Raw genomic sequence first — 13,023 nt, forward strand, 5'->3', positions numbered from 1 at the left:
CTATGAGTAAGCCCATCGTTTTCAGCGGCGCGCAGCCGTCCGGTGAACTGACTATCGGCAACTACATGGGGGCGCTGCGCCAGTGGGTGCAGTTGCAGGACGAGTTTGATTGCATCTACTGCATCGTCGATCTGCACGCCATCACCGTGCGTCAGGATGCACAGCAGCTGCGTAAAGCCACGCTGGATACGCTGGCGCTGTACCTGGCCTGTGGTATCGATCCAGAGAAAAGTACCATCTTCGTACAGTCTCACGTGCCGGAACATACTCAACTGAGCTGGGTGCTGAACTGCTACACCTACTTCGGTGAGCTGAGCCGCATGACTCAGTTCAAAGACAAGTCATCACGCTATGCGGAAAACATCAACGCCGGTCTGTTCAGCTATCCGGTACTGATGGCGGCGGACATCTTGCTGTACCAGACCAATCAGGTGCCGGTCGGTGAAGATCAGAAGCAGCATCTGGAACTGAGCCGTGACGTCGGCCAGCGCTTCAACGCACTGTACGGTGACGTGTTCAAAGTGCCGGAGCCGTTTATTCCGAAATCCGGTGCACGCGTCATGTCACTGCAAGAGCCGACCAAGAAGATGTCCAAGTCGGACGATAACCGTAACAACGTGATTGGCCTGTTGGAAGATCCGAAAGCGGTGACCAAGAAGATCAAACGCGCGATGACCGATTCCCAGGATCCACCGGTGATCCGTTATGACATTGCCAATAAAGCGGGGGTTTCCAACCTGTTGGATATTCTTTCCGGCGTGACCGGCAAGAGCATTACCCAGCTGGAAGCCGAGTTTGAAGGCCAGATGTATGGTCACCTGAAGGGTGCCGTGGCAGAGGCCGTTTCAGGCATGCTGGTTGAGCTGCAAGAGCGCTATCACCGTTTCCGTAACGATGAGGCTCTGTTACAGCAGGTGATGCGCGATGGCGCGGCGAAAGCCCGTGTCCGTGCGCAGGAAACCTTGGCTAAAGTGTATGAAGCCGTAGGTTTTGTACCGCATCCGTAACGACCAGTAACCATAAAGCGACCAGCCGATGGTCGCTTTATGGCTGAGTTATCCTGCCAAAGGAGGCTTACTGCGTATTAGCCCGCCACGTGGCATGACTGATATGTTCAAGCTTTTTAATCCTGTCGACCAGCGCATCAAGCTCCCGAGCGTCCGCTTCCGTACTGATGAGCGTTATCTCAATCTCTACATTAGCGCCGTCGTTTATCACGGTTTCAATATCTGCCGCCGGATAACGGTGCTCTTCCAGAAACTCCTGCAATACATCGCGCACTTCTCCTGAGAACTGTCGGGGGACCGTGGCAAAAATAACATATTCCGCCTCAACGCTATCCGTATCTGCTTGGTTAATCAGCTTAACCAACGGGCGAAGCAGGGTGTTACCCGCAAGGATGAAAGCGGTTAATAGCGCGGCTTCGGGAATTCGGTCCACCCCGACGCAGGCACCCACGGCAGCTGAGCACCAGAGTGTCGCCGCTGTATTGAGTCCGCTGACGTTCGCGCCCTCTTTCATGATGACACCGGCCCCGAGAAAACCTATGCCGGATACGACATAGGAGATCACCCTGACGGCTTCTATGTGGCCTGCAATAGTGTCGGCCAGATCAACGAATCCCGCGGCCCCTACCGCTACGAGGACGTTCGTCCGTAACCCGGCGGTTCGCTGGCGAAACTGTCGTTCGGCCCCGATCAGAGCACCAAAGATAAAAGCAAAAAAATAGCTCAGGAAGGTATTGGCTAGTGCGGAGGGATCAAAATGTTCAACGAAGTGCATGTGAACTCCATCGCTGACGAGGTGATTTCGGCAGCTTATCACAAGTTTTATCGCAATCCCTCCCCGGCAGGAAGGGATTTGCCTTTATTCTGCTGATTTACCGGATTGCAGAACCGAACGGAGCCTACGGAAAAGGGCGTGAGTTACACAATAACGCGGCGTGCGGTGGTGTAACGTTTCTTCCAGTAGTCATTATTCAGACTGGAAATCATCACGCCCTGGCTGGTTGAGGCATGCACGAACTGTGTATCGCCGATGTACACACCCACATGGCGCTCTGCGGGCGTTATACGGAAGAACACCAGATCGCCAGGGCGGAGGTCGGCACGCGTTGTACCTACGCCGTGGCCGATCTGCCGGGCTGTGGTTCTCGGCAGGCGCTCATTGAGCGTATCTGCAAAGGCAGAATGATAGATTTCCTGCATCAACGATGAACAGTCGATCCCTTTTTTCGATGCCCCGCCAAGCTTGTATTTCACGCCTTCCCACTGGGCGAATTCGGAAAGGATCCTGTCCCGCATTTCCTTCTCATCCGGCAAAGACGTTTTTGTTGCTGCGGTGTTCCCGCCTGTGAAGGGGGCTGCAAAGACCGGGCTAGCCAGCAGGATTGTGAAGGTAAATAGGCAAGAGGTAGCGAAAAATTTCAATGTCATAACAATAGTCGTGATTAAATGATGAACAAAAAGAGGGTGAAAAATAACCACATCACCTGAGCGGTTCAAGATCTAAATTGATGCCGATATGTTAATAAATTGTCTTTTTTTCGAGTTTATCATTGCACGTCAGTACGTTTTATGACCTTTTTGTGTTTTACCCACAGGGCCAGTAACGGGTAATTGTTTAACTGACGTTTAGATTCACAACGCTGACCAGCTCCCTCTCCCAGTTGGAGAGGGCTGGAGTGAGAGGGGATTCATGCCATCTTGCTGAGATCAGCGGGTGCTTCCCGGCTGGCAAACCAGTTCAGCTTGCTGCGCAGGCTGACGACGCTGCCAACGATAATCAGGCTCGGGCTGGCGGCCTGTTTGGCTAAGTCGCCCAGTTGCGCCAGTTCGCCTTCGATCACCCGCTGACGAGTTGAGGTGCCGTTTTCGACCAGGGCGACGGGTACAGAGGCGTCCATACCATGGGCGATTAACTGCTGTTGGATCTCCGCCGCCTGAGTTAGCCCCATATAGAACACCAACGTCTGCTGCTTGGCGGCCAACTGCGCCCAATCCAAGCCACCGTCGGCCTTGGCATGCCCCGTCACCAGACGCACGCTTTGCGCGTGATCGCGGTGGGTGAGGGGAATGCCGCTGTAAGCCGAACAGCCCGAAGCGGCCGTAATCCCTGGTACTACCGAGAAGGGAATATCCGCCTCGGCGAGCGTTTCCAGCTCCTCGCCGCCTCGGCCAAAGATAAAGGGATCGCCGCCTTTCAGCCTGACAACGCGTAGACCTCGCCTGGCCTGCTCCACCAGGATCTGGTTGATTTGCTCCTGTGGCACGCAGTGGTGTCCGGCACGCTTGCCGACAAATATGCGCTCGGCATCGCGGCGTACCAGAGCCATAATTTCTTCAGAGACCAACCGATCGTAAACGACCACGTCAGCCTGCTGGATCTGTTGCAGGCCTTTCAGCGTCAGTAAGCCTGCATCACCTGGCCCTGCGCCCACCAGCACAACCTCGCCCTGTTCTTCAGGTCGATCGGCAAACAGCTGTTCGATTTGTTGCTCAGCCTGTGGGCTATCGCCGTTGGCCAGAGTCTGCGCCAGCCTGTCGTGTGCGAACAGTTTTTCCCAGAAGCGGCGACGAGCACTGATGTTGCCAAACTGCTGCTTCACCCGCTGGCGTAATGATCCGGCCAACTGAGCCAACTGACCAAGATGCTGCGGTAAAATAGCCTCCAGTTTTTCTCGTAACAGACGTGCCAGCACCGGGGCTTTGCCCCCGGAAGAAACGGCAACCATAATCGGTGAGCGATCGATAATCGAAGGCATGATAAAGCTGGCGCGTTTGGGGTCGTCCACCACGTTGCAGAACACCCGCTGTTGGTTGGCACACTGATAGACCAGTGCGTTTACTTCCAGCCGATCGGTAGCGGCAATCACCAACCATTTTTCTGCCAACAGGTCTGCTGAAAACTCACCTTCGGCCAATGTCACCTGGCCTTGCTCGGCCCAGATCAGGAATTGTTCGCTGAACCGGATTGAGTTGACGGTGAGCTGCGCACCCGCTTCAAGCAGCAGGCGAGCTTTACGTTCGGCGACTTCCCCGCCCCCCACCAGCAGGCAGGCTTTGTGTTGCAGTTGGCAGAAAATGGGTAAGTAATCCATCGGCAATCCTCGGGGAAGTGGCTAATGGGGGCGAATATTCACCCCCAAATTGATTATGCGGTCTGGCGTGCGGCGGCTTTTTCTACCTGCGGGCGCTGGGCACGCGGTGTGGCATACCAGTAGCCCAGGCCCATAAAGACGGCACCAGAAACCATGTTGCCCAGCGTGACCCACAGCAGGTTATGACCGATACCGCTCAGGGTATAGGCTTCACTGTGATGGCCGAACCAGGACAGGGCAAACAACGTCATGTTGGCTACCGAGTGTTCGTAACCGGAAGCGATAAACGCCAGCAAACACCACCAGATAGCGATGAACTTGGCCGCACCTTCAACGCGCAATGCCATCCAGATCGCCAGGCAAACCAACCAGTTACACAGCACGCCTTTGAAGAACAGCACTTCTGCCGGTGCGGTGGTTTTCGCCAGCGCCACGGTATGCACCAGGCTGGTATCTATCGGCAGCAGGCTACCGCCGCCGTAATAATACATCAGCGCTACCAGAACGGAACCCAGCAGATTACCCAACCAGGTTTGTGGCAGTACGGCCCACATCTGGCTCTGCTTGATGGTACCGGCCTTGACGCCCAGCATCAGAAACATGGTGTGGCCGGTGAACAGCTCTGAACCGGCGATGATCACCAGCGTCAGTGCGATACCGAAGGTGGCACCCATGACCAACGGACGGATGGACGGATCCACCAGGTTGCCGAGGGTAAAGATCAGAATGATGCCAAGGCCGACGTAGGCTCCGGCCATGGCGGAACTGATCCAGAAGCCGAGTGGACTCTCTTTGGCCAGTTTGACGATACGGGCCGCATTGGCCGCGCATTTGTTGATGGTCTCGGTGAACATAGATTTCCCTGGAAATTAAAAATAAAAAGTTTGCGTGTCATTAGGGGGGCCGGTCAGTTAAGCCAACAGAAACGCCCTCACCCTAACCCTCTCCCCCAGGAGAGGGGACCGAACGTGCCACAATGTGCCTTTCGCATCTGGACTTAACACGGGCGCGGCATGCAGCGCCCCTACGCCGCTACCTGAACCAGGCCGTCGACTATCCGGCTGTCGAAGCTGGCCACGGAACGGCTCTCATCTTCCAGACAGAAGCCATCGCGCAGGCGGAAGTGCTGTTTCTTTAATGGGCTGGCGACCCACAGCTCACCTTGATGCTCGGCAATCAGGCCGCGAGAAAGTACGCTGGCCTGGGCAAACGGATCGATATTGCTGATGGCAAACAGCCGCTCATCGGCATAGGGGCGGAATATTGCCACCTGCTGGTTGCCGATCAGCGCACACACGCCGGTAGCTGGCAGGATGTCGGCGATGGGGCAAACGGTGATCCACTGGCTCATGCGTTGTTCTCCTCGGTTGCCAACAAGGTGACCGGAATGCGTTCATCCGGGCGCGCTGGGCGATGTTGTTCGCGCTCGCTCACGACCTGAACGTTAGGATCGCGCTGGCTGTTGTTAATAAAGTGGGCGAAACGTACCTGTGCGGCAGGGTTTTCGACGGTGGCTTTCCATTCGCAGATCACCGCTTCACGCAGGCGAGCAATTTCGGCTTCCAACTGCACGTTGATGCCCAGCTTGTCGTCGATAATCACCTTGCGCAGATAATCGATGCCGCCTTCCAGGCTTTCCAGCCAGACTGAAGTACGCTGCAACTTATCGCCGGTGCGGATGTAGAACATCATGAAACGGTCGAGGTAACGCATCAGCGTTTCGTTGTCGAGATCGGCAGCCAGCAGGTCGGCATGACGCGGTTTCATCCCGCCGTTGCCGCAGACATACAGGTTCCAGCCGTTTTCGGTGGCAATAATACCCACGTCTTTACCCTGCGCCTCGGCACATTCACGGGTACAGCCGGAGACGCCAAACTTCATCTTGTGCGGGGTACGGATGCCTTTGTAACGGTGTTCAAGCTGTACGCCGAAGCCAACGCTGTCGCCGACGCCATAGCGGCACCAGGTGCTGCCGACGCAGGTTTTTGCCATCCGCAGCGCTTTGGCGTAAGCGTGGCCAGTTTCGAAACCGGCGGCGATCAGCTTGCTCCAGATGGCCGGGAGATCGTCTTTCTGTGCGCCGAACATGCCGATACGCATTGAGCCGGTCATCTTGGTGTACAGGTTATATTCTTTGGCGATCTGGCCAACGGCGATCAGTCCTTCCGGAGTGATTTCACCACCGGCAGAGCGTGGGATCACCGAATAGGTGCCGTCTTTCTGGATGTTGCCCAGGAAGTTGTCGTTGGTGTCTTGCAACGGGGTGTGCTGTGGTTTGAGCACATACTCGTTCCAGCAGGAGGCCAGCAGTGAACCTACGGTGGGTTTACACACTTCACAGCCGTAACCTTTGCCGTATTTCGCCAGCAGCTCGTCGAAGGTTTTGATGCCTTCAACCCGGATCAGGTGGTACAACTCCTGGCGAGAGTAGGCAAAGTGCTCGCACAGGTGATGATTAACTTCGATACCCTGTTTGCTCAGCTCGGCGTTCAGCACTTGGGTTATCAGGGGAATACAGCCGCCGCAGCCGGTACCGGCCTTGGTTTCGGACTTGATCGCTGCCACGGTATGGCAACCCATATTCACCGCTTTGATGATATCGCCTTTGCTGACATCGAAGCAGGAACAGATCTGAGCGGTTTCCGGCAGTGAATCTACGCCGATGGCCGGTTTACTGCCGGCATGGGCTGGCAGGATCAGGCTGTCCGGGTTTTCCGGCAGCTCGATATTATTCAGTGCCAGCTGCAGCAGGTTGCCGTAGTCGCTGGTATCACCGACCAATACTGCACCGAGCAGCGTTTTGTTGTCCGCGCTGACGACCAGGCGCTTATACACTTCTTTGCTTTCATCCAGATAGACGTAGCTGCGGGCGCCTTCGGTACGCGCATGCGCATCCCCAATGCCGCCAACATCGACCCCCAGCAGCTTCAGTTTGGCGCTCATATCGGCACCCTGGAAGCTGTTTTCACGGTTCATCAGATGGTCGGCAGTCACTTGGGCCATCTTGTAGCCCGGGGCCACTAGGCCGAAGGTGCGCTGCTGCCAGGAGGCGCATTCGCCAATGGCGTACACGTCTGGATCGGAGGTCTGGCAGTTATCGTTAATGGCAATACCACCGCGTGGAGCCGTTGCCAGCCCGCATTGGTGAGCAAGTTTGTCCTGCGGGCGGATACCGGTGGAGAAGACGATGAAATCGACTTCCAGCTCGCTGCCATCGGCAAAGTGCATAGTCTTACGTGCGCTTTTGCCCCCGTTGACGATCTCGGTGGTGTTTTTGCCCGTGTGGACTTTAACGCCCATACGTTCGATCTTGCGGCGCAGCTGATCGCCACCCATCGGATCGAGCTGCTCTGCCATCAGCATCGGTGCAAACTCAATCACGTGGGTTTCTACGCCCAGGCTTTTCAGTGCGCCAGCCGCTTCCAGGCCTAGCAGGCCACCGCCCACCACCGCGCCACGTTTACTGCGGCGGGCGCAGGATTCGATGGCGTTGAGGTCTTCTATGGTGCGGTAAACGAAGCAGTCCTGGGTTTCTGAGCCTTTGATTGGCGGGATCCACGGATAGGAGCCGGTTGCCATAATCAGCTTGTCGTAATACACCGTGCGGCCGGTATTGGAGTGGATCACTTTCTCTGCGCGATTAATGGTGATGGCGCGTTCCCCTACCAGCACTTTTACGCCCTGTTTTTCGTAGAAGCCTTCGCGGACCAGCGAAAGCTCTTCGGCAGTGTGGTGTGAGAAATAGGAGGAGAGATGCACGCGGTCATAGGCGATGCGCGGCTCTTCGCAAAAGATGGTGATCTCAAACTGATCTTTGTCTGCCTTTTCCAGCAGATCTTCGATAAAGCGGTGGCCGACCATACCATTGCCGATGACCGCGAGTTGGACTCTGCTCATTATTGCCTCAAAATTCTGATTTCCTGCCTGTACCTTATTCCTCCCGGAAGGCAGTTTATTGATACAGGTCAAGCTAGCCCTTATATACCTCTAAGGTGGTATGCTTATGATTTTTATCGATATTTGATAAGTTGCGGTTTTTACTCAACTTTAGCTGAATCGAGACAGTTAATGAAAAAATGACGCCTTGCGGAGTAGCGAGAGGGAGGAAAGCCGAGCGGTGGCTTTGTCTGCCCAGCGTTGCCCAGTATGATGAACAAAATGGTGAGCCGAGCAGAGGTAAAGAAATGGCGAACAATCCGGTCAAGTTTATCGATAACCTGCGCCTGAGCGGGCATGAAGGGCTATGGCAGATGGCCATCGAACAGGGGCGGATCGCGCATCTTATCCCACAGCCTGAGGGGCTGGAGTGGCGCAGCGACGTGTTGGATGCCGAGGGTGGGCTGGCGCTGCCGCCGTTTATCGAGCCGCATATCCACCTGGATACCACGCAAACCGCTGGACAACCCGCCTGGAACCAGTCTGGCACGCTGTTTGAAGGCATTGAACGCTGGGCAGAGCGCAAGGCACTGCTGACCCATGAAGATGTGAAGCAACGCGCCTGGCAGACGCTGAAATGGCAAATCGCCAACGGCGTCCAACATGTGCGCACCCACGTCGACGTATCCGATCCCACGCTGACGGCGCTGCGCGCCATGCTGGAGGTCAAGCAGGAGGTGGCTCCCTGGATCACGCTACAGATTGTGGCCTTCCCGCAGGAAGGGATTATGTCTTATCCCAATGGGGAAGCTTTGTTGGAGGAGGCGTTACGGCTCGGTGCTGATGTGGTCGGGGCCATCCCTCACTTTGAGTTCACCCGCGAATACGGCGTGGAATCGTTACACAAGGCTTTTGCCTTGGCGCAGAAATATGACCGGCTGGTGGATGTTCACTGCGATGAGATTGACGATGAGCAGTCCCGCTTTGTAGAAACCGTGGCCGCATTGGCGCTGAAGCTGGAGATGGGCGCCAAGGTCACCGCTAGCCACACCACCGCGATGCACTCCTACAACGGGGCCTATACTTCGCGGCTGTTCCGCCTGCTGAAAATGTCCGGTATCAACTTCGTCGCCAACCCGTTGGTGAATATTCACCTGCAAGGGCGCTTCGATACCTACCCTAAACGGCGCGGTATCACCCGGGTGAAGGAGATGCTGGAGGCGGACATTAACGTCTGTTTCGGCCATGACGATGTGTTCGACCCTTGGTATCCGCTGGGCACCGCCAATATGTTGCAGGTACTGCATATGGGGCTTCATGTCTGCCAACTGATGGGCTATGGCCAGATTGATGACGGCTTGAAACTGATCACCACCCACAGTGCACGAACCCTGAACCTGACGGATTACGGATTACGCGCAGGCAATAGCGCCGATCTGGTCATTCTACCGGCGGACAGTGGTTTTGATGCAGTGCGCCGCCAGACGCCGGTGCGTTACTCTATCCGGGCTGGTGCGGTTATCGCTGCTACCCAACCAGCACAAACCACGCTGTATCTGGAGCAGGAAGAGCGGGTCGACTTCCGGCGCTAGGCATAAAAAAAGGGTTCTGCGTTGGCAGAACCCTGATGTCTGACTGATTGAAAATTAATGCGTTGTATGACCGTGGTTGCGGTGCTTGGTCACAAAACCGAGCAGCAGACACATCACGAATACCGCCAGATACAGGCCGTTGGCTGTACTCAGCGCGGCATGGACTCCGCTGTTAGCCACGATCGGGCCGGTGACCACGAAGGTCAGCATGGTACCGATAGTGCCGCAGGTCAGGATAAAGTTGACCAGCTTCGGTGAGGAAACCTTGGTCTGCTGCGAGCCGAGTGTGATCAGCGTGGTGTAGATCGCGCTGGAAACGAAGCCCAGAGCCATGATGTAGTAGCTCAGCAGCGCCGGGTTCTTGGTGCTGATAAACAGATACATGGCGACGGTTGCCAGCGCGGCCAGCACGGTGACGATGCGTTGCAGGTCAAAGAAACGCAGCACGAAGCTGAACACCCACATGCCGATCATGTATGAAGTCCAGAAGTTACTGACTACGCTGCCCGCCTGATCGATATTCATGCCGAAGGTTTTGGTGGCGTATTCCGGCACCCATTGGATAAAGCCCAACTGGCCAAGGATGTAGCACAGTGCGGCGATAGCCAGGAACAGTACGCCGATACCCCATTTCTCCTTCACTACTGGCTCTTTGCTTTCTTCCCCTTTTTTGCCCAATACCGGGAATTCGGAGCACAGCGTCAGCACGAAGATAGCCAGGTACAGCACTCCGATACAGGCGTAAACCCAGTACCAGCCAATGCTGCGCGCCAGCAGCATTGCTGCGACGATCGGGAAAATCATCCCGGCCATGCTGAAGAAGGAGTCGGTAAACAGCAGGCGTGAACCACGTTGGCGGCCAGCGTACATATGGGTGATCAGGAAGGTACCGATCGACATGGTGATACCGCTGACCACGCCGAGCACAAACATGCACAACGAGAACAGGGTCAGGCTTTTGCCCACCATCAGCCCGGCGATCGCCAGCAGCATCAGGATAAAGCCAAAGATCAACTGACGTTTCAGCGGAATGATTTCCATCAGCCAGGCGTTGAGGAAAATTGAAATCAAAATACCCGCGTTAAGGAAGGTAAAGGTATTACTCATACTGGAAACCGGCAGATTGAAATACTCTGCGATGTTCCCCATCACCATCCCTGTGACGATCACTAATGCGCCGGTCAGCGCATAAGAGAAGAAGCTGATCCAGGTTAGCCGGATGCGGTTGCTGTCATTCATGTATAAGGCCTGATTATCGTCGTTGTGGTTTTTACCCGTGGGATCCAGGCCGAAACCTGAATAGCCGTAGGGTTTAAAGTTGGCATAAGGCCGCCGATCTTTCCTGTTAACAAAATGGAAAAATCCTGTTCAGGCCACCAGGAGGCGGATCCTAGCATAGACAACGGGAGTTTTTGTGATTTGCATCTATATTTTGATGCAAGGAGTGAGAGGTTGTTAGATTTTATGTGATCAGTTACCAAGTGTGGCGATCGAATCGCGTTGGACGATGACCGGTACAAAGCTCTCCGGAGGGGTAAGCGGATCGATGAGCAAACGGGCAGCATATTGCGCCATTTCGGTAATGGGGAAATGCACGCTGGTGAGTGCAGGGCGGACAAAAGGCGCCCGCTCGCCGCTGTCGTAACAGATCAAGGAGATATCCTGCGGTACGCGTAGATGACGTTCATTAATCGCCAGCAAGGCACCAATCGCCATTTCTTCGTTACAGCAGTAAATTGCCGTAGGCAGCGCTTCATTGCTCAGCAGTTGGTCTGCGCACTGATAACCACTTTCCAGGTCATAAACGCCTTCCGGGCAGCCGACCGGTTGCAGGTTGGCGGCCTGCATGGCATTGAGGAATCCTTGTAATCGCAGTTGGCTGGAGGCTCGCTGGGTTGGCCCGCTGATACAGGCAATGCGCCGATGGCCGGCATCGATTAACCGCTGGGTGGCGAGCTGGCTGGCGTAGACGTGATCGAAGATGACGCAGCGATCTTCCAGACCGGAGACCAGGCGATCCAGCAGCACAAAGGGGCGCTGTTCGGCGGCCAACTGGCGTAGGCGATCGTCGCTGAGGCAGCGCACGTGCAGGATCAAACCGTCGCAACGCAGGCTGAACAGGCGCTGGATGGCTAATAGCTCATTCTCCGCGCTGTTACGGCCTTGGGTCACCAGCAGCTGTTTACCGTTGGACTCGGCTTCGGTTTGGATGCAATCCATCAGGGCGCCGAAGAAGCCGCCACGGTACGAGGTAGTGACCAGGCCCAAGGTGTTGCTTTGGCTGGATGCCAATGCCCTGGCCGCCGGGTTGGGGGTGTAGCCCAGTTCGGCCACTGCCTGTTTGACCTTCTCGCGAGTGGCCGCTTTGACCTTATTGTCGCCGTTGACCACGCGTGACACAGTCGCGCGGGATACGCCCGCTATGGCCGCAACATCTTCCAGTGTCACCATTTTCCTGCTCCTTATTCCGGGCCGATCCCCAAACTTGCCCAGATTACAGGGAATAAGTGGGTCCGGCGAGTCGAACCCGGTGATCAGTTAAGTTGTGGCAAATAATGCGTGATCGGCTTGGCAAAAATTAGCACGGGGATCATACTGACGGCAGGAAAAAGCCGGGCGTAGTAAGAAACGTCCGGCAATTGAGTAAATATAGGTAAATGGCTGGCGCTACCGGGCACAGCTCTTTAGAATCAAAGCGCTTTCCGTTGTTTGTATCTCAAAGAAAGGACCCGTTCATGTTCAAACGTACTTTAGTGACCTTTGTTGCGCTGTGTTCCCTGACAGCCATGGCACCCGCCGCATTAGCCGCCGGTGAAACCCACGTCATGCTGACCACCTCGGCAGGGAATATCGAGTTGGCGCTCGACAGTCAGAAGGCACCGGTCTCAACCAAGAACTTTATTGACTACGTGAACAGCGGTTACTACAACAACACCGTTTTCCACCGTGTGATCCCAGGTTTCATGGTTCAGGGCGGCGGTTTCACTGCGGACATGCAGCAGAAAACCACCAATACACCGATCAAGAACGAAGCCGATAACGGCCTGCGTAACCTGCGTGGCACCATTTCCATGGCCCGTACCGCCGATAAAGACAGCGCCACCAGCCAGTTCTTCCTGAACGTGGCGGACAATGCGTTCCTCGATCACGGCCAACGTGATTTTGGCTACGCGGTATTCGGCAAGATCGTCAAAGGAATGGACGTGGTAGATAAAATCTCCCAGGTACCTACCGGCAACGTCGGTCCTTACCAGAATGTCCCGAGCAAACCGATCGTGATCCTGTCAGCCAAAGTGCTGCCTTAAGGCGATCGAGCCGGTCCCTGCCTGGGGGCCGGTCTGCTTTTCCCTCTCGAAGCTTTGCCTGCATCACTGTTTTTTTCGCCCCCACGTGATTTAATTGCCCGCCTATAACCAGACCGGATACCCGGCATCTTTTTTGATTGCTCCGTTGTTC

General features: G+C 55.5%; 11 protein-coding genes. 3 read left to right on the forward strand and 8 right to left on the reverse strand.

Annotation, left to right across the window (positions count from 1 at the left end):
- Positions 1-2 precede the first annotated feature (2 nt).
- On the forward strand, positions 3-1,007 hold the full coding sequence (gene trpS, locus U869_RS0110805) for a tryptophan--tRNA ligase (RefSeq protein WP_025122379.1): 1,005 nt from the start codon (positions 3-5) through the stop codon (positions 1,005-1,007).
- 67 nt (positions 1,008-1,074) lie between these two features.
- Here trpS and U869_RS0110810 read toward each other — a convergent pair whose 3' ends face one another.
- The 6 genes from U869_RS0110810 to nirB form a co-directional block, all read right to left on the reverse strand.
- A complete protein-coding gene (locus U869_RS0110810; RefSeq protein WP_025122378.1) occupies positions 1,075-1,782 on the reverse strand; it encodes an MgtC/SapB family protein in 708 nt (235 codons plus the stop codon).
- Positions 1,783-1,925: 143 nt separating this feature from the next.
- Positions 1,926-2,303, reverse strand: coding sequence for an NlpC/P60 family protein (locus U869_RS0110815; protein WP_025122377.1), 378 nt, complete (start codon positions 2,301-2,303; stop codon positions 1,926-1,928).
- A gap of 392 nt (positions 2,304-2,695) precedes the next feature.
- A complete protein-coding gene (gene cysG / locus U869_RS0110820) occupies positions 2,696-4,099 on the reverse strand; it encodes a siroheme synthase CysG (RefSeq protein WP_025122376.1) in 1,404 nt (467 codons plus the stop codon).
- A 53-nt stretch (positions 4,100-4,152) separates the two neighbouring features.
- Positions 4,153-4,953 carry a nitrite transporter NirC gene (gene nirC / locus U869_RS0110825; protein WP_025122375.1) on the reverse strand — a complete coding sequence of 267 codons (801 nt, stop codon included), beginning with the start codon at positions 4,951-4,953 and terminating at the stop codon, positions 4,153-4,155.
- A gap of 170 nt (positions 4,954-5,123) precedes the next feature.
- Positions 5,124-5,450, reverse strand: coding sequence for a nitrite reductase small subunit NirD (nirD, locus tag U869_RS0110830; RefSeq protein ID WP_025122374.1), 327 nt, complete (start codon positions 5,448-5,450; stop codon positions 5,124-5,126).
- Positions 5,447-7,996: a nitrite reductase large subunit NirB gene (gene nirB / locus U869_RS0110835; protein WP_025122373.1), complete on the reverse strand. Its 2,550-nt coding sequence runs from the start codon at positions 7,994-7,996 to the stop codon at positions 5,447-5,449. The genes nirD and nirB overlap by 4 nt, the downstream gene beginning before the upstream one ends.
- A 287-nt stretch (positions 7,997-8,283) precedes the next feature.
- Here nirB and U869_RS0110840 point away from each other — a divergent pair, with 287 nt between their 5' ends.
- Positions 8,284-9,567: a cytosine deaminase gene (locus tag U869_RS0110840; RefSeq protein ID WP_025122372.1), complete on the forward strand. Its 1,284-nt coding sequence runs from the start codon at positions 8,284-8,286 to the stop codon at positions 9,565-9,567.
- 54 nt (positions 9,568-9,621) lie between these two features.
- On the opposite strand, the gene tsgA is transcribed toward U869_RS0110840, so the two are convergent.
- Both tsgA and U869_RS0110850 read right to left on the reverse strand, forming a co-directional pair.
- Entirely contained in the window at positions 9,622-10,806 is a 1,185-nt protein-coding gene (tsgA, locus tag U869_RS0110845) for an MFS transporter TsgA (protein WP_025122371.1), read from the reverse strand.
- Positions 10,807-11,037: 231 nt separating this feature from the next.
- On the reverse strand, positions 11,038-12,018 hold the full coding sequence (locus tag U869_RS0110850) for a LacI family DNA-binding transcriptional regulator (protein ID WP_025122370.1): 981 nt from the start codon (positions 12,016-12,018) through the stop codon (positions 11,038-11,040).
- Between the two features lie 284 nt (positions 12,019-12,302).
- Here U869_RS0110850 and ppiA point away from each other — a divergent pair, with 284 nt between their 5' ends.
- On the forward strand, positions 12,303-12,872 hold the full coding sequence (gene ppiA, locus U869_RS0110855) for a peptidylprolyl isomerase A (RefSeq protein ID WP_025122369.1): 570 nt from the start codon (positions 12,303-12,305) through the stop codon (positions 12,870-12,872).
- Positions 12,873-13,023 lie beyond the last annotated feature (151 nt).

Source organism: Serratia sp. H1w (assembly GCF_000633355.1).
GTDB lineage: Bacteria > Pseudomonadota > Gammaproteobacteria > Enterobacterales > Enterobacteriaceae > Chania.

Coding starts and splice junctions, on each gene's coding strand:
- trpS (WP_025122379.1), top strand. CDS start 3: ATGAGTAAGCCCATCGTTTTCAGCGGCGCGCAGCCGTCCGGTGAACTG.
- U869_RS0110810 (WP_025122378.1), bottom strand. CDS start 1,782: ATGCACTTCGTTGAACATTTTGATCCCTCCGCACTAGCCAATACCTTC.
- U869_RS0110815 (WP_025122377.1), bottom strand. CDS start 2,303: ATGCGGGACAGGATCCTTTCCGAATTCGCCCAGTGGGAAGGCGTGAAA.
- cysG (WP_025122376.1), bottom strand. CDS start 4,099: ATGGATTACTTACCCATTTTCTGCCAACTGCAACACAAAGCCTGCCTG.
- nirC (WP_025122375.1), bottom strand. CDS start 4,953: ATGTTCACCGAGACCATCAACAAATGCGCGGCCAATGCGGCCCGTATC.
- nirD (WP_025122374.1), bottom strand. CDS start 5,450: ATGAGCCAGTGGATCACCGTTTGCCCCATCGCCGACATCCTGCCAGCT.
- nirB (WP_025122373.1), bottom strand. CDS start 7,996: ATGAGCAGAGTCCAACTCGCGGTCATCGGCAATGGTATGGTCGGCCAC.
- U869_RS0110840 (WP_025122372.1), top strand. CDS start 8,284: ATGGCGAACAATCCGGTCAAGTTTATCGATAACCTGCGCCTGAGCGGG.
- tsgA (WP_025122371.1), bottom strand. CDS start 10,806: ATGAATGACAGCAACCGCATCCGGCTAACCTGGATCAGCTTCTTCTCT.
- U869_RS0110850 (WP_025122370.1), bottom strand. CDS start 12,018: ATGGTGACACTGGAAGATGTTGCGGCCATAGCGGGCGTATCCCGCGCG.
- ppiA (WP_025122369.1), top strand. CDS start 12,303: ATGTTCAAACGTACTTTAGTGACCTTTGTTGCGCTGTGTTCCCTGACA.